The 15,506-nt window shown below is 71.0% G+C and carries 16 protein-coding genes and 1 pseudogene; 12 read left to right on the forward strand and 5 right to left on the reverse strand.

Going from position 1 to position 15,506, the window contains the following annotated elements; translation table 11 throughout:
* The 3 genes from BA175_RS02725 to BA175_RS02735 are packed head-to-tail and all read left to right on the forward strand — an operon-like array spanning position 1 to position 2,442.
* On the forward strand, positions 1-915 hold the full coding sequence (locus BA175_RS02725; RefSeq protein ID WP_079159351.1) for a glutamate ABC transporter substrate-binding protein: 915 nt from the start codon (positions 1-3) through the stop codon (positions 913-915).
* Between the two features lie 13 nt (positions 916-928).
* The gene (locus tag BA175_RS02730; protein ID WP_069169571.1) at positions 929-1,573 is read left to right on the forward strand and encodes an amino acid ABC transporter permease; all 645 of its coding nucleotides are present in this window, start codon (positions 929-931) and stop codon (positions 1,571-1,573) included.
* Complete coding sequence (locus tag BA175_RS02735; RefSeq protein WP_069169572.1) at positions 1,570-2,442, forward strand: amino acid ABC transporter permease; 873 nt, start codon at positions 1,570-1,572, stop codon at positions 2,440-2,442. Before BA175_RS02730 ends, BA175_RS02735 begins: the two co-directional genes overlap by 4 nt.
* 142 nt (positions 2,443-2,584) lie before the next feature.
* Here BA175_RS02735 and BA175_RS31000 read toward each other — a convergent pair whose 3' ends face one another.
* From BA175_RS31000 to BA175_RS02745, 3 genes are all read right to left on the reverse strand, one after another.
* Positions 2,585-2,740 carry a hypothetical protein gene (locus BA175_RS31000; RefSeq protein WP_175420729.1) on the reverse strand — a complete coding sequence of 52 codons (156 nt, stop codon included), beginning with the start codon at positions 2,738-2,740 and terminating at the stop codon, positions 2,585-2,587.
* Between the two features lie 89 nt (positions 2,741-2,829).
* Positions 2,830-3,615 carry an SAM-dependent methyltransferase gene (locus BA175_RS02740; protein WP_069169573.1) on the reverse strand — a complete coding sequence of 262 codons (786 nt, stop codon included), beginning with the start codon at positions 3,613-3,615 and terminating at the stop codon, positions 2,830-2,832.
* A gap of 292 nt (positions 3,616-3,907) precedes the next feature.
* Positions 3,908-4,462 (reverse strand): M23 family metallopeptidase, encoded by a 555-nt coding sequence (locus tag BA175_RS02745; RefSeq protein ID WP_069169574.1) that lies wholly within the window; start codon positions 4,460-4,462, stop codon positions 3,908-3,910.
* A 322-nt stretch (positions 4,463-4,784) separates the two neighbouring features.
* Between BA175_RS02745 and ggt the strand changes: the two genes are divergently transcribed.
* Positions 4,785-6,590: a gamma-glutamyltransferase gene (gene ggt / locus BA175_RS02750; protein ID WP_069169575.1), complete on the forward strand. Its 1,806-nt coding sequence runs from the start codon at positions 4,785-4,787 to the stop codon at positions 6,588-6,590.
* Positions 6,591-6,791: 201 nt separating this feature from the next.
* Positions 6,792-7,172 (forward strand): PPOX class F420-dependent oxidoreductase, encoded by a 381-nt coding sequence (locus BA175_RS02755; RefSeq protein WP_069169576.1) that lies wholly within the window; start codon positions 6,792-6,794, stop codon positions 7,170-7,172.
* Between the two features lie 90 nt (positions 7,173-7,262).
* Here BA175_RS02755 and BA175_RS02760 read toward each other — a convergent pair whose 3' ends face one another.
* Complete coding sequence (locus tag BA175_RS02760) at positions 7,263-7,676, reverse strand: arsenate reductase ArsC (protein WP_069169577.1); 414 nt, start codon at positions 7,674-7,676, stop codon at positions 7,263-7,265.
* A gap of 95 nt (positions 7,677-7,771) precedes the next feature.
* Between BA175_RS02760 and BA175_RS02765 the strand changes: the two genes are divergently transcribed.
* The 3 genes and pseudogenes from BA175_RS02765 to BA175_RS29200 form a co-directional block, all read left to right on the forward strand.
* The gene (locus BA175_RS02765) at positions 7,772-8,080 is read left to right on the forward strand and encodes an ArsR/SmtB family transcription factor (protein WP_069169578.1); all 309 of its coding nucleotides are present in this window, start codon (positions 7,772-7,774) and stop codon (positions 8,078-8,080) included.
* Positions 8,077-9,195 carry an ACR3 family arsenite efflux transporter gene (gene arsB, locus BA175_RS02770; protein WP_069170296.1) on the forward strand — a complete coding sequence of 373 codons (1,119 nt, stop codon included), beginning with the start codon at positions 8,077-8,079 and terminating at the stop codon, positions 9,193-9,195. The genes BA175_RS02765 and arsB overlap by 4 nt, the downstream gene beginning before the upstream one ends.
* Positions 9,192-9,526, forward strand: a pseudogene (locus BA175_RS29200) (NAD(P)-binding domain-containing protein); the annotation flags it as partial. The gene arsB and the pseudogene BA175_RS29200, both read left to right, overlap by 4 nt.
* Positions 9,527-9,534: 8 nt before the next feature.
* On the opposite strand, the gene BA175_RS02780 reads toward BA175_RS29200, so the two are convergent.
* Entirely contained in the window at positions 9,535-9,909 is a 375-nt protein-coding gene (locus BA175_RS02780) for an ArsR/SmtB family transcription factor (protein WP_069169580.1), read from the reverse strand.
* A gap of 163 nt (positions 9,910-10,072) precedes the next feature.
* Here BA175_RS02780 and BA175_RS02785 point away from each other — a divergent pair, with 163 nt between their 5' ends.
* From BA175_RS02785 to hydA, 4 genes are all read left to right on the forward strand, one after another.
* Positions 10,073-11,473 (forward strand): NAD(P)-binding domain-containing protein, encoded by a 1,401-nt coding sequence (locus tag BA175_RS02785; RefSeq protein WP_069169581.1) that lies wholly within the window; start codon positions 10,073-10,075, stop codon positions 11,471-11,473.
* A gap of 281 nt (positions 11,474-11,754) precedes the next feature.
* A complete protein-coding gene (locus BA175_RS02790) occupies positions 11,755-12,597 on the forward strand; it encodes a nitrilase-related carbon-nitrogen hydrolase (RefSeq protein WP_069169582.1) in 843 nt (280 codons plus the stop codon).
* Positions 12,594-13,877, forward strand: a complete 1,284-nt coding sequence (locus BA175_RS02795) for an aspartate aminotransferase family protein (protein ID WP_069169583.1) — start codon at positions 12,594-12,596, stop codon at positions 13,875-13,877. Before BA175_RS02790 ends, BA175_RS02795 begins: the two co-directional genes overlap by 4 nt.
* 64 nt (positions 13,878-13,941) lie before the next feature.
* A complete protein-coding gene (hydA, locus tag BA175_RS02800) occupies positions 13,942-15,330 on the forward strand; it encodes a dihydropyrimidinase (protein WP_069169584.1) in 1,389 nt (462 codons plus the stop codon).
* Positions 15,331-15,506: the final 176 nt, after the last annotated feature.

Consider the following 15,506-nt stretch of genomic DNA (forward strand, 5'->3'; position numbering starts at 1 on the left):
GTGTTGCGTACGAGGAACATCGCGGCCCTGCTCGCGGGCCTGCTGCTCGCCGCGCTGGCCGCCGGCTGCGGCAGGGAGGGCAGCCCGCCGGTCAAGGGCCCGAAGGCCGGGCAACTGCCCCACTACACCGTCGACACGGGCTTCCGGCTGCCCGGGTCGAAGACCTGGACCCAGGCCAAGAGGCGCGGCTACCTGGTCGTCGGCGCCAAGGAGGACCAGCCCTACCTCGGCGAGAAGGACCCCGCCACCGGTGTCTACTCCGGCTTCGACATCGAGATCGCCCGCATGATGGCGGCGTCCCTGGGCTTCGAGCCCAAGACGATCCGCTTCCGCACGATCGCCTCCGCCAACCGCGAGACCGCGCTCCAGAACGGCCAGATCGACTACTACGTCGGCACGTACACGATCAACGACAAGCGCAAGAAGCTCGTGGGCTTCGCCGGCCCCTACTACATGGCCGGCCAGAGCCTGCTCGTACGCACCGACGAGAACGACATCCACGGGCCCCAGGACCTGGCGGGCAGGACCGTCTGCTCGGCCGCCGGCTCCACGCCGTACCAGCGCATCGCCGCCGACTACCCCAGGGCGAAGCTCGTCGCCTACGACACCTACTCGATCTGCGTCGACAACCTCCTGACCTACCAGGTCGACGCCGTCACCACCGACGACGCCATCCTGCTCGGCTTCGCGGCCAAGGCCCCGAAGGAGATGAAGGTCGTCGGCAAGCCCTTCTCCGAGGAGCCGTACGGCATCGGCGTGCCGCACGCGGACGACGCGCTGCGCTTCGCCCTCGACGACGCACTGGAGGCGAACGAGAAGAACGGCAACTGGAGGAAGGCGTTCGAGGCCACCCTGGGGCTCTCCGGAGTGCCCGCGCCGACACCGCCGCCCATCGACCGCTACCCGGCGAACTGAGGGGCCGGCCACCGTGTACGTACTGACAGACAACTTCTCGCTCTACGGCAAGGGCTTCCTCGGCACCCTGGAGCTCACCGTCTACTCCTCGATCCTCGCCCTGCTGCTCGGTTTCGTCATGGCGTCCTTCCGGGTCGCGCCCGTCGGCTCGCTCCGGGTGATCGGCACCGTGTGGGTCGCGGTGCTCCGCAACACCCCGCTGACGCTGCTGTTCTTCGCCGTCCTGCTCGGGCTCCCGCGGTTCGGGCTGGTGCTGCCCTTCAAGGTCTTCGCGGTCCTCGCCCTCGGCTGCTACACCTCGGCCTTCATCTGCGAGGCTCTGCGCTCCGGCATCAACACCGTGCCCACGGGCCAGGGAGAGGCGGCCCGCAGTCTCGGTCTGTCCTTCGGGCAGACACTGGGCAACGTGGTGCTTCCGCAGGCCTTCCGGTCGGTGATCCCGCCCGTCGGCTCGACCCTCATCGCCCTGGCCAAGAACTCGGCGATCGCGGGGGCCTTCAGCGTCACCGAGCTGCTCGGCACCTACAAGCCGCTCAACGAACTCGGCTACAGCATCATCTGGTCGTTCGTCTGGATCGCCGTCGGATACCTGATCATCACCCTGTCCATCAGTGCGCTCTTCAACCTGATGGAGAAGCGCTGGGGAGTCGCTCGATGACCCATTCCGCCACTGCCCTGTACGACATCCCCGGCCCCGTCACCCGCAGACGGCATCGCCTCTACGGGATCGCCGCGACGGTCCTCATCCTCGCGGCCCTCGGCTGGCTGCTGTATCTCCTCTTCGACACGGACCAGTTCACCGCGGCCAAATGGTCACCCTTCACCTACAAGGGCATCCAGGAACTGCTGCTGCGGGGCCTCGGCAACACTCTGAAGGCCTTCGCGTACGCGGCGGTGCTCTCCCTCGCGCTCGGGGCGGTGCTCGCGGTCGGGCGCCTGTCCGAGCACCGGCCGGTGCGCTGGCTCTCCACGCTCCTGGTCGAGTTCTTCCGGGCCATGCCCGTCCTGGTGATGATCTTCTTCATCTTCGTCGCACTCAAGGTGCAGCCGCTGCCCGCGCTGGTCGCCGGGCTGACCCTCTACAACGGCTCCGTACTCGCCGAGGTCTTCCGCACGGGCATCAACTCCGTGGAACGGGGCCAGCGGGAGGCGGCGTACGCGCTGGGCCTGCGCAAGACGCAGGTCACCACGTACGTCCTGGCCCCCCAGGCCGTGCGCGCGATGATGCCCACCATCATCAGTCAGCTGGTCGTGGCCCTGAAGGACACCTCTCTGGGCTTCCTGATCACCTACGAGGAGTTCCTCCACGCGGGCAAGCTGATCGCCTCGAACCTCGACTACGATCTGCCGTTCATCCCCGTGGTCATGGTGATCTCGCCCATCTACATCGGGATGTGCATGCTGCTCTCCTGGTTCGCCAACTGGGTGGGCGGACGGCAGCGGCGCAATCCGAAGACGGAGGCGGTGGGCGTCGCCCCCGCCGAACCAGGGACGCTGCTGCCGGGCAGGCAGGAGCCTCGGGTCTGATCCGCACGTCGGACCCGAGCCCGCACGGCAGCGGCCGGTGATCACCCCTCGCCCACGGGACAGCCGGTCCCGGGGGGCGGGGAGAAGGTCAGCTGCGAGCCGGGCGGAATGTGCCGGACGTACAGAAGATCGACGGCGTCGATCACCAGGGCCGGCGGTCGCCGGCCGGGACGGCGTAGGCGGCGGAGAACGCTTCCGGGTCTACGCCGCGACGGCCGGTGCGGTGACCGCCGTGGAACACGGAGGGGGCGTTGCCGACCACCATGTCGAGGCCGGGCGGACCCTCGTCGCCGAGCAAGGGTGACGAGGGTGCCGCTCTCCTCGGTACCGGTGACGTGTGCGCACCGCGTGCGGGCGACAGGCGCCCGCCGTTCCGGGGCAGGGCGCTCAGGGCTTGCGCGCGACAAGTCCCCACTGGTCGACGGCTGTCGGGTTCTCCTCGGTGGGGCGCCAGTACGCGATCGAGACGAAGCCGGGCTCGAGCAGCTCCAGCCCCTCGGCGCACCCCGTGATCTCCTGCGGCTCACGCACCAGGTAGGGCGGGTTGTCACCCGAGTCGTACGCCTCCTGCGCCGCGAGCGTCTGCGGTGTCTTGACCGTGTCGCAGAGCACCAGATAACTTCCCGGGGCCATCCGGGCCATGTACCGCTGCACCACGCTGATCCCGTCGGCCGGGGTCAGATGTCCCAGGGTCGACAGCAGGAGCACGGCCACCGGCTCGGAGAGGTCCAGCGTCTTCGCCGCCTCGTCCACCACCTCGTCGGTGTGCGACAGGTCCGCGTCGACGTACGCGGTCCGGCCCTCCGGTGCGCTGGTCAGCAGGGCGGCGGCGTGGACCAGCACGATGGGGTCGTTGTCCACGTAGACGATCCGGGAGTCCGGGGCGACGGCCTGCGCGACCTCGTGGGTGCTGTTCTCGACGGGCAGGCCCGTCCCCACGTCCAGGAACTGGCGTACGCCGAGGCCGGCGAGGTGCCGGACCGCGCGTGCCTGGAAGGCGCGCGAGGCCTGCGCGATGTCGGCCATCTGCGGATAGGCGGACGTGACCGCGTCGGCCAGCTCCCGGTCCACCGGGTAGTTGTCCTTCCCGCCCAGCCACGCGTTCCACACCCGCGCCGAATGCGGAATGTCCGACCGGATCTGCTTGCGGAACTCGGCGTCGTCAAAAGTCATCGGTTTCTCCTACTAGCCACGCACTCTGCGCAGTTGGGCCCAGAGGTCAGCGGATCGCGCTCACCATCCGACCGTACCCTTACCACGCGGGGGAGCGCCCGGTGCCGGGGCCCTGGTCGCCGACCGGATCCCCGGCCGGGGAGGCCGCTGCCCGCACTCCTCGCGCCGTTCGTCGCCGGGCGGGGTGCGCTCGAACGCCGTACGCTCACGGCCGGGCCGGGCACCGCGTCGGCCGCCGTCCTCGCAGGGCGGTCCCCTCCCGCCGGGGACCGTCGCGGGGCGGCCCGCCGGCTCAGGCGTACGCGTTCACACTGACCGGACGGGTCCCGGTGTACGGGACCCAGCCCTGGAGGGTGGCGGGCAGCCCCACACGGCTGTTGCAGTCGATCACCTGGAAGTGCAGATGCGGTGCCGTGGAGTTGCCCGTGCTGCCCGACCAGCCGACGATCCTGCCCTGCGGTACCCAGTCGCCCGGCTCGTAGAACGACCTGTTCAGGTGTGCGTAGTGGGTGCACTGGCCGTTCGAGTGACGGATGAGCACCTCGATGCCGTTCTGCCAGTACGGCGACCAGTTCGAGAAGACGATGGTGCCCGCCTGCGCCGCGGACACCTCGTAGTTGGCGGGGAGGCCGAAGTCCCAGGCGTACTCGTTGTAGGGGCCGGTGTGCGAGTACGTACCCTCCGGACCCTGGGTGACCGTGTACGCCTCACCCGCCGGGTAGGGCAGTTCGTAGTAGTAGTCCACGGCCGAGGCCGGGGAGGCCCCCGTCATCGTGATGCCCACTGCCGTCAGCAGGGCGCTCGCCGCCACCGCCGTGCGGCGCAGGCCCCTCTTCATTCTGCTCATGTGCGTCTCCGTTCGCGTTCCACCAGCACCGGTCTCCGCTTCCCGTCGGGGCGGACCAGAGCAAGGGTCGGCTGCGCGCGAACGTTCGCACAAGGGCCCCAGGGGCCTGTGGCCGGTCCCTGCCACCAGCCCGACTTCCGGGCGTGGGAACCCCTTTGAGGCGTCTGTCCGCCGATCGCGGTGCCGGGGCTGACCCGGCCGTTCCACGGCCGCGCGGACGGGCGTACGCGCCGGCGATGGCCGGACGACCGGCCGAGGCGGTCCTGACGATCCCGCCGGTGCGGCGTTACCCTGCGCGGACGATTCTCGACTGGAGGTACGGATGCGTCGTTCCGCAGGCCGGAATGTGTCGTTGCTGAGTGTCATCGCCGTCATCGGCTCGCTCGGTGCCGCGGCCCCCGTGGCCGCCTCACCCCTCGCGCCACCACCCAAGTCACCGGTGGCGGTGGGATATGGGGGAGCGGTGGCGAGCGTCGACGCGGACGCGTCGGCGGCCGGTATCGAGGTGCTCCGCAAGGGGGGCAACGCCGTCGACGCGGCCGTGGCGACGGCTGCCGCCCTGGGTGTCACCGAGCCGTACTCGGCGGGCATCGGAGGCGGAGGCTACTTCGTCTACTACGACGCCGCCGAGCGCTCCGTACAGACCATCGACGGCCGGGAGACGGCGCCCCGCAGCGCCGACTCCTCGCTGTTCCTGGAGAACGGACGGCCCATCCCGTTCAACGACGCCGTCACCAGTGGCCTCGGCGTCGGAACCCCCGGAACGCCTGCCACCTGGGCCAAGGCGCTCGACGCCTGGGGCAGCACCTCACTGGGCAAGCTGCTGAAGCCGGCCGAACGGCTGGCACGCGACGGTTTCGTCGTCGACGACACCTTCCGCTCGCAGACCGCGGGCAACCAGGCCCGGTTCGCCGACTTCCCGGCCTCCGCGAAGCTCTTCCTGCCGGGCGGCGAACTCCCGGCCGTCGGCTCCCTCTTCAAGAACCCCGACCTGGCCCGGACGTACGAGACCCTGGGCCGCGAGGGGGTCGACGAGCTGTACCGGGGCGAGCTGGCCCGGGACATCGTGTCGACGGTCCGTAAGCCCCCCGTCGCCCCGGACGCGACCCGGGTGGTGCGCCCCGGCGACCTCACGGCCACGGACCTGAAGGCCTACCGCGCCCTGCACCGGGCCCCGACGAAGGTCGGCTACCGGGGCCTGGACGTCTACGGCATGGCCCCCTCCTCCTCGGGCGGTACGAGCGTGGGCGAGGCGCTCAACATCCTCGAGTCCACCGACCTCTCGAAGGCGAGCGAGGCGCGCTACCTGCACCGGCTGATCGAGGCGAGCCGGATCGCCTTCGCCGACCGGGGGCGCTGGGTCGGCGACCCGGCGTTCGAGGACGTGCCCACCCGCGGGCTGCTCAGCCAGCGATTCGCCGACTCACGCGAGTGCCTCATCAAGGACGACGCGGTCCTCACCAGCCCGCTCGCCCCCGGTGATCCGATCCACCCCACGCCCTGCGCGGCCGGTGACGCGGCTGCCCCGACGACGTTCGAGGGCGAGAACACGACCCACCTGACCACGGCCGACAAGTGGGGCAACGTGGTCGCGTACACGCTGACCATCGAGTCGACGGGCGGCAGCGGCATCACCGTGCCGGGGCGGGGTTTCCTGCTCAACAACGAACTGACGGACTTCTCCTTCGCGCCCGCCGCCCCGGCGGTGCACGACCCGAACCTGCCCGGTCCGGGCAAGCGGCCGAGGTCGTCCATCTCGCCGACCATCGTGCTGGAGCACGGCAGGCCGGTACTGGCCCTGGGCTCGCCGGGCGGCGCGACGATCATCACCACCGTGCTGCAGTCGCTCACCGGCCACCTGGACCGCCAACTCCCGCTCGTCGAGGCGATCGCGGCGCCCCGCGCCAGCCAGCGCAACTCGGCCACCACCGAGATCGAGCCGGGGCTGTGGGACAGCCCGGTGCGCGGTCAGCTGGAGGCGCTCGGCCACGTCTTCAAGGCGAACCCGGAGATCGGGGCGGCCACCGGGGTCCAGCGGCTGCCGGACGGACGCTGGCTCGCGGCCGCCGAAAAGGTGCGCCGGGGCGGCGGTTCGGCCATGGTGGTGCGGCCGGGCGGCCGTCCGTGACCGTGCGGTCAGCGCCGTGACGCGGGGCCGGTGCGACGGGGCAGCCCGCGCACCGGCCCCGGCCTTCGGGCCGGATCCGCGAGGGGCGTCCCGGCCGGGCCTGCCCCTCTCGGGCGCCGGGGGCGCCGCTCCGGGCGCGGGCAGGGCCTCGGGTGGGAGGTCCTCCACTCCGCCGACGTGATACGGAGTAGGGTCGCGACCGTGACTCTCCAGGACTTCTCCCGCAGCGAGTACGTCAGTCTGACCACCTACCGCAAGGACGGCACGCCCGTGGCCACCCCGGTCTGGGCGGCTGCCGAGGACGGTGTGCTGTACATCTGGACCCGGACCGATTCCTGGAAGGTCAAGCGGCTGCGTCGCGACAGCCGGGTGCGTGTCACCGTCTGCGACGTCCGTGGCCGGATCGCGGAGGGCGCGCCCAGCGCCGAGGGCACGGCCCGCCTGCTCGATGCGACGGAGACCGCCGCGGTCCGCAAGGTACTCGCCCGTAAGTACAGCTGGAAGTTCTGGCTCGTGGACCGTCCGGCCGCCCTCGTACGGTTCGGCAAGCGGCCCCACACCGGGATCGCCGTCACCTTCTGAGCGGCGCGCGCCGGGGCCCGGCGCTCCTGATGTCCCGCGAACGGAAGTGTGCGCTCTTCCTGTGCCATGCAACGACGCCGCGTAGCGCGCTCACGCCGTCCTCCCCGGGGCGATCTCGGCGATCAGGTCCTCGACCAGGGCCCTGATCGCGTCGCGGATCGGGCGCACCGCCTCGACGCCCTGGCCGGCCGGGTCCTCCAGCTTCCAGTCCAGGTACCGATTGCCGGGGAAGACGGGGCAGGTGTCGCCGCAGCCCATGGTGACGCACACGTCCGAGGCGCGGACCGCTTCGGTGGTGAGGACCTTCGGCATCTCCTCGGAGATGTCGATGCCGACCTCCGCCATGGCCTCGACGGCGGCCGGATTGACCCGGTCTCCGGGGGCGGAGCCGGCGGAACGAACCTCGACGCGGTCTCCGGCCAGGTGGGTCAGCCACGCGGCGGCCATCTGGGAGCGGCCGGCGTTGTGGACGCAGACGAACAGGACGGACGGCTTGTCGGCCATGGTGAGCGTTCTCTCTCGTCGCACGGCGGAACCCGGCCGCCGATGACTTCAGTGCCCGCTGGTGTCAGCGAGTGACGGTGTGACAGTATCAGCGCATGCTGACTTCAGTCGATCCTGATGTGATCCGGGTGCTGGGTGATCCGCTCCGCCTGCGGATCGTGACCCTGCTGGCGCGCGAGACACTTTGCACGACGCATCTGGTCGAGGAGACCGGAGCCAAGCAGACCAACCTGTCCAACCACATGAAGGTGCTGCGCGAGGCCGGGCTGGTGGAGACCGAGCCGTGCGGCCGTTTCGTCTACTACAAGCTCAAGCCCGAGGTCCTGGCGGGCCTGTCCCAGCAGTTCGCCGAACTCGCCGCCTCCGCCCGCACCGCTGCCGGGAACAGGAGGGCGTGCCCGTGACCTCCACCGAGCCCACCACCGCCCCCGCCCGGGGTGCGGGCCTCGCCGGGGACGACTCGGTCGTCAGGAAGCTCTCCACCCTCGACCGCTACCTCGCGGTGTGGATCCTGCTCGCCATGGCCGTCGGCCTGGCCCTGGGTCGCCTGATCCCGGGGATGGACGACGCGCTCGCGAAGATCGAGATCGGCGGGATCTCCCTGCCGATCGCGCTCGGCCTGCTCGTCATGATGTACCCGGTCCTCGCCAAGGTCCGCTACGACCGGCTCGACCGCGTGACCGGCGACCGGAAGCTGATGATCTCCTCGCTGGTCATCAACTGGATCGTCGGGCCCGCGGTGATGTTCGCCCTCGCGTGGACCTTCCTGCCGGACCTGCCCGAGTACCGCACCGGCCTGATCATCGTGGGGCTCGCCCGCTGTATCGCCATGGTCATCATCTGGAACGACCTCGCCTGCGGTGACCGCGAGGCCGCCGCCGTCCTGGTCGCGCTGAACTCGGTGTTCCAGGTGCTCGCCTTCGGGTTCCTGGGATGGTTCTACCTCGACCTGCTGCCGCGCTGGATGAACCTCGGCGACGGCCAGGGCCTGGACGTCTCCGTGTGGCACATCGCGCTGAACGTCGTCATCTTCCTCGGCATCCCGCTGCTGGCCGGCTTCCTCACCCGCCGCGTCGGCGAGCGGAAGCTGGGCCGCTCCGGCTACGAGGCCGGGTTCCTGCCGAAGATCGGCCCGTGGGCTCTGTACGGGCTGCTCTTCACGATCGTCATCCTCTTCGCCCTGCAGGGCGGGACCATCACCTCCCGGCCGCTGGACGTCGCCCGGATCGCGCTGCCGTTGCTGGTCTACTTCGCGATCATGTTCTTCGGTACGTTCCTGCTCGGCAGGGGCCTCGGGCTCGCCTACGACCGCACCGCGACCCTCGCCTTCACCGCGGCGGGCAACAACTTCGAGCTGGCCATCGCGGTCGCCATCGCCACCTTCGGCGTCACGAGCGGGCAGGCGCTCTCCGGCGTCGTCGGCCCGCTCATCGAAGTCCCGGTGCTGATCGGCCTGGTCCACGTCGCGCTCGCCTGGCGAAGGAGGTTCGCCGCCGACGCGGTGACGACGGCCCCATGACGCGGCACACGGAAGTGGTGGTGATCGGCGGCGGCCAGGCGGGGCTCGCCGCCGGCTACCACTGAGCCGCCAGGGCCTCGACCACGTCATCCTGGACGCGGACGCGGCACCCGGCGGGGCCTGGCAGCACATGGGGGACTCCCTGCACCTGTCCTCCCCGGCCGGGTACTCCTCCCTGCCCGGCCGCCTCATGCCCGCCCAGCCCGGCGAGCCCTACCCGGACGCCCGGCACGTGGTGGACTACCTCGCCGACTACGAGCAGCGCTACGGTCTGCCCGTCCGGCACGGCACCCGCGTGCGGTCCGTACGCCGCGAGGCGGGCGCCCTCCGCCGTTGCGGTCAGGCGGTGGCCGGAGGGGTCAGCAGCTTGCCCATGGCGGCCAGGACGGACGGCTCGACCCGGTAGTAGACCCACGTGCCGCGCCGTTCGGAGGTGAGCAGCCCGGCTTCCTTGAGCTTCTTCAGGTGGTGGGACACCGTGGGCTGGGAGACGCCCACATCGCTGATGTCGCACACGCACGCCTCCCCGCCCTCGTGCGAGGCCACGGCGGAGAACAGGCGCAGCCGGACCGGGTCACCGAGCGCCTTGAACATCCGCGCGGCGGTCTCGGCCTCGCTCGCGCCCATGGGGCGCTCCGCCAAGGGCGGACAGCAGGGCGCCACCCCCTGGCCGTCGGCGGGTTCGAGCAGCAGTGGCGCCTTCACATGCGACATGCGTCTATGTTGACACACGTCGAATCAGCACGGGGAGGGCCGTCGCGGCGCTTCACCGGCGAGCTGCCACTTCGATGAATGTCTATGTTGACGCTTGTCGATGCAAGTGTCATGCTGGGCCGCGCAAGCCATCGACAGTTGTCGAAATACCCAAGGAGTCGCCGTGAATGCGTCCCCCGCCACCGAGCTGCCCGTCGTCGTGGTCGGGGCCGGACCCGCCGGGCTGGCCGCCGCCGCCCACCTGCTCGGCCACGGCCTCCAGCCCTTGGTCCTGGAAGCCGGGCCCACCGCCGGTGCCGCGGTGCGCGAGTGGTCGCACGTGCGCCTGTTCTCCACCTGGAGCGAGATCGTCGACCCGGCCGCGGAAGAGCTCCTCGCCCCCACCGGCTGGACCCGGCCCGACCCGGCTGTCTGTCCCTCCGGCGGCGACTGGGCCAACCTCTACCTGCAGCCGCTCGCCGACGTGCTCGGCGACCGCGTCCGCCTCGGTGCGACGGTCACCGGTGTCTCACGGGCCGGCCGGGACCGGATCGTCGACGCCGACCGCGACCGGCAGCCCTTCGTCGTCCACGTCGCCCTCACCGGCGGCCGCGAGGAACGCCTCGTGGCGCGCGCCGTCATCGACGCCTCCGGCACCTGGGCCACGCCGTCCCCGGCCGGCGGCAGCGGCCTTGCCGCCATCGGCGAGCGTGCGGCCGCCGACCGGATCACCTACCGCGTCCCGGACCTCGAGGACCCGGCCGTCCGCGCCCGTCACGCCGGCCGGCGCACCGCGGTGATCGGCTCCGGCGCCTCCGCGTTCACCGCACTCGCCTACCTCGCCGACCTGGCGAAGTCCGACGGAGGCGCGGGCGCGAAGGCGGTGTGGGTCCTGCGCCGCGGCATCTCGGGTTCCACCTTCGGCGGCGGAGAAGCCGACCAGCTCCCCGCGCGGGGTGCCCTGGGCCTGGCGGCGAAGGCCGCCGTCGACGCCGGTCACGCGGACGCGGTCACCGGCTTCCGCACCGAGGCGATCGAGCGCGACGCCGAGGGTGGCCTGGTCCTGGTGGGTGAGGACGGGCGCCGCCTGGACGCGGTCGACGAGGTGATCGTGCTGACGGGCTTCCGTCCGGACCTGTCCTTCCTGGCCGAGCTGCGCCTGGGCCTCGACGAACGCCTGCAGGCTCCGGCCGCCCTGGCACCGCTGATCGACCCCAACCAGCACTCCTGCGGCACCGTCTACCCGCACGGCCACCGCGAGCTCTCCCACCCCGAACAGGGCGTCTACCTGGTCGGCATGAAGTCCTACGGCCGCGCCCCGACGTTCCTGGCCATGACCGGCTACGAGCAGGTCCGCTCGGTCGCCGCCGCGATCGCCGGCGACCTCGACTCCGCCGACCGTGTGGAACTCACCCTCCCGGAGACCGGAGTGTGCGGCGGTGCCGGCCTGTTCGACGCCCCAGGGGCCGAGGAGGCCGACGCCGGCTGCTGCGCACCCGCTCCGCAACTCGTCCGGATCGCCGCACCCGTCACCGCCGGGGCGGCAGCCGATCGCAGCCCGGCGGGCGGCTGCTGCGGCTCCTGACCGTACCTCCCGTACGCGGGGCCGCGACCGGCGCGGGGGACCGGTCGCGGCCCCGGCCCCCCCCGGGCGACCGGGGGCCCGCACCGACGTCCGCGCCCGGAGCCACCCGGGCCCCCGGCGGGTGTGGACCGCTCGGGTGTGAAACATGATCGACTCCACCGGTTCACGGCGATGGTCTTGCCCCGCCGTGTGGCGGGGCTTACGTTCTCCTCCTACGCACTGTGTCTACGTGCGTAGAGCATGCGTAGAGGCTCTCTGACGCCACGTCGAAGGAGCAGCTCATGTCCCACGTCGTACGCGCCGCACTCGTCCAGGCGACCTGGACCGGCGACACCGAATCCATGATCGCCAAGCATGAGGACCATGCCCGCGAGGCCGCCCGGCAGGGTGCGAAGATCATCGGTTTCCAGGAGGTGTTCAACGCCCCCTACTTCTGCCAGGTGCAGGATCCCGAGCACTACCGGTGGGCCGAGGCGGTCCCGGACGGTCCCACCGTCCGGCGGATGCGGGACCTGGCCCGCGAGACCGGCATGGTGATCGTCGTCCCGGTCTTCGAGTTCGAGCAGTCGGGCTTCTACTACAACACCGCCGCCGTGATCGACGCCGACGGCTCCTACCTCGGCAAGTACCGCAAGCATCACATCCCCCAGGTCAAGGGCTTCTGGGAGAAGTACTACTTCAAGCCGGGCAACGCCGGCTGGCCGGTCTTCGACACGGCGGTCGGCAAGGTCGGCGTGTACATCTGCTACGACCGGCACTTCCCCGAGGGGTGGCGGCAACTCGGCCTCAACGGAGTCCAGTTGGTGTACAACCCGTCGGCCACCTCGCGCGGCCTCTCCGGCTACCTGTGGCAGCTGGAACAGCCCGCCTCCGCCGTGGCCAACGAGTACTTCATCGCCGCGATCAACCGGGTCGGGCAGGAGGAGTACGGCGACAACGACTTCTACGGCACCAGCTACTTCGTCGACCCGCGCGGACAGTTCGTCGGCGACGTCGCCAGCGACAAGGAGGAGGAACTCCTCGTACGCGACCTCGACTTCGGGATGATCGAGCAGGTCCGCCGGCAGTGGGCGTTCTACCGGGACCGTCGGCCGGACGCGTACGACGGGCTGGTGGAGCCGTGAGCGGTCTGTACGAGCGGCACCGCGCCGTCAGCCCGGACTGGCTGACCCTCTACTACCGGCAGCCCCTGGAGCTCACCCACGGCGAAGGGCGCCACGTCTGGGACGTGGACGGCAACCGCTACCTCGACTTCTTCGGTGGCATCCTCACCACCATGACCGCGCATGCCCTTCCCGAGGTGACGAAAGCCGTCTCCGAGCAGGCCGGCCGCATCATCCACTCCTCGACGCTCTACCTCAACCGCCCGATGGTCGAACTCGCCGAGCGCATCGCCCACCTCTCCGGCATCCCCGACGCACGGGTCTTCTTCACCACCTCGGGCACCGAGGCCAACGACACCGCGCTGCTGCTCGCCACGGCGTACAGCGGGTCGAACCAGATCCTGGCGATGCGCAACAGCTACCACGGACGGTCGTTCTCGGCGGTGTCCGTCACGGGCAACCGGGCCTGGTCGCCCACGAGTCTGTCTCCGCTGCAGACCATGTACGTCCACGGCGGGGTCCGGAGCCGCGGGCCGTACGCCGAACTGAGCGACGAGCGGTTCGTCCAGGCCTGCGTGGCCGATCTGGAGGACCTGCTCGGCCACACGCGGGGAGCCGCGGCGCTGATCGCCGAACCCGTCCAGGGCGTCGGCGGCTTCACGGCACCCCCCGACGGGCTCTACGCGGCCTTCCGGGAGGTCCTGGCCCGGCACGGTGTCCTCTGGATCTCGGACGAGGTGCAGACCGGCTGGGGGCGCACCGGCGAGCACTTCTGGGGCTGGCAGGCCCATGCGGAGAACGGTCCGCCGGACATCCTGACGTTCGCCAAGGGCATCGGCAACGGGATGTCCATCGGCGGCGTCGTCGCCCGCGCCGACGTCATGAACTGCCTGGACGCCAACTCCATCTCGACGTTCGGCGGTTCCCCGGTCACCATGGCGGCCGGGCTGGCCAACCTCACCTACCTGCTGGAGCACGACCTCCAGGGCAACGCCCGGCGGGTCGGCGGACTGCTCGTCGAGCGGCTCCGAGCCGTCGGCGCGGCCTCTGCGGCCGTACGTGAGGTGCGGGGACGAGGCCTCATGATCGGTATCGAGCTCGCCAGGCCGGGCACCGACGAGGCGGACCCCGAGGCCGCGGCGGCCGTGCTCGAAGCGGCCCGCGCCGGCGGGCTGCTCATCGGCAAGGGGGGCGGTCACGACACCAGCGTCCTGCGGATCGCGCCGCCGCTGTCGCTCACCGTCGCCGAGGCGGAGGAGGGCGCGGAAATCCTGTCCGAAGCACTGCGAGCGGCCGGGTGACGGCACACGCGGAACGGTCGCCGACCGGACGCGTCCCGCATCCGCCGCGAGGGGAGCAGAAGCCATGACACGTACGCTGATCACCGGCGGTCTGGTCGTCACCGCCTCGGACGAACTGCACGCCGATGTGCTCGTCGAGGGCGGCCGCGTGGTGGCCCTGGCCACGCACGACAGCCACGGGTGGACCGCCGGGCACAGGATCGACGCCAGGGGGAAGTACGTCATCCCCGGCGGGGTCGACGCCCACACGCACATGGAGATGCCCTTCGGCGGGACCTTCGCCTCCGACACCTTCGAGACGGGGACGCGGGCCGCGGCGTGGGGTGGCACGACGACCATCGTCGATTTCGCCATCCAGCCCAAGGGCGGGTCGCTCGGCGAGGGACTCGACGCGTGGCACGAGAAGGCGGACGGGCGGTGCGCCGTCGACTACGGGTTCCACATGATCATGTCCGACGTGAACCCGTCCTCGCTGAGGGAGATGGACACGCTCGTCTCGGAGGGCGTCACCTCGTTCAAACTCTTCACCGCGTACCCCGGGGTCTTCCTCTCCGACGACGGCCAGATCCTGCGGGCGATGCAGCAGGCCGCGGGGAACGGCGGGCTGGTGATGACGCACGCGGAGAACGGTCTCGCCATCGACGTACTGGTCGAACAGGCACTGGCGCGTGGCGAGAGGGACCCGCGCCACCACGGTGAGGTCCGCAAGGCCCTCCTGGAGGCGGAGGCCACGCACCGGGTGATCAAGCTGAGCCAGGTGGCGGGCGCCTCCCTGTACGTCGTGCACGTCTCGGCGCAGGAGGCACTGGCCGAACTGGCCCGGGCCCGGGACGAGGGCCTCCCCGTCTTCGGCGAGACGTGCCCGCAGTACCTGTTCCTGTCGACCGGCAACCTCGCGGAACCGGACTTCGAGGGCGCGAAGTACGTGTGCTCCACCCCGCTCCGCCCCGAGGAGCACCAGGCGGCGCTGTGGCGCGGACTGCGGACCAACGATCTGCAGGTGGTGTCCACGGACCACTGTCCCTTCTGTTTCAAGGGGCAGAAGGAGATGGGGCGCGGGGACTTCTCCAAGATCCCGAACGGCATGCCGGGTGTGGAGAACCGTATGGACCTGCTGCACCAGGCCGTGGTCGAGGGCCGGATCAGCCGGCGCCGCTGGATCGAGATCGCCTGCGCGACCCCGGCCAGGATGTTCGGCCTGTACCCGAAGAAGGGCACGATCGCGCCGGGTTCCGACGCCGACATCGTCATCTACGACCCCGGCGCGGAACAGGTCATCTCCGCCGAGACGCACCACATGAACGTCGACTACTCGGCCTACGAGGGCAAGCGGGTGACGGGCCGGGTGGAGACGGTGCTGTCCCGGGGTGTCCCCGTGATCGCGGACGGGGAGTACGTGGGCCACGCGGGCCACGGGACGTACCTGCCCCGGGGGATCAGCCAGTACGTGTGAGACACGCCCCCGCAGCTCACCGGCCGGCCGAAGCCTTCCGGCTGGCGCGGGAGCGTCCTCTCGCCCCTCCTCCGGGCCCGCACGGCCGCACACCGCCCGGTATGTCCCCCTACGGGATGATCCCCGCCGGGCACACCACCCGCGGCGCGGCACCCTCGCGCACCGACCGCCCGTTC

Origin of the sequence: Streptomyces griseus (genome assembly GCF_001715295.1) — a bacterium.
GTDB classification, from domain to species: domain Bacteria; phylum Actinomycetota; class Actinomycetes; order Streptomycetales; family Streptomycetaceae; genus Streptomyces; species Streptomyces griseus_G.

Coding starts and splice junctions, on each gene's coding strand:
- BA175_RS02735 (WP_069169572.1), top strand. CDS start 1,570: ATGACCCATTCCGCCACTGCCCTGTACGACATCCCCGGCCCCGTCACC.
- BA175_RS02740 (WP_069169573.1), bottom strand. CDS start 3,615: ATGACTTTTGACGACGCCGAGTTCCGCAAGCAGATCCGGTCGGACATT.
- BA175_RS02765 (WP_069169578.1), top strand. CDS start 7,772: ATGCTGACTTCAGTCGATCCTGATGTGATCCGGGTGCTGGGTGATCCG.
- ggt (WP_069169575.1), top strand. CDS start 4,785: ATGCGTCGTTCCGCAGGCCGGAATGTGTCGTTGCTGAGTGTCATCGCC.
- hydA (WP_069169584.1), top strand. CDS start 13,942: ATGACACGTACGCTGATCACCGGCGGTCTGGTCGTCACCGCCTCGGAC.
- BA175_RS02745 (WP_069169574.1), bottom strand. CDS start 4,462: ATGAGCAGAATGAAGAGGGGCCTGCGCCGCACGGCGGTGGCGGCGAGC.
- BA175_RS02790 (WP_069169582.1), top strand. CDS start 11,755: ATGTCCCACGTCGTACGCGCCGCACTCGTCCAGGCGACCTGGACCGGC.
- BA175_RS02760 (WP_069169577.1), bottom strand. CDS start 7,676: ATGGCCGACAAGCCGTCCGTCCTGTTCGTCTGCGTCCACAACGCCGGC.
- BA175_RS02780 (WP_069169580.1), bottom strand. CDS start 9,909: ATGTCGCATGTGAAGGCGCCACTGCTGCTCGAACCCGCCGACGGCCAG.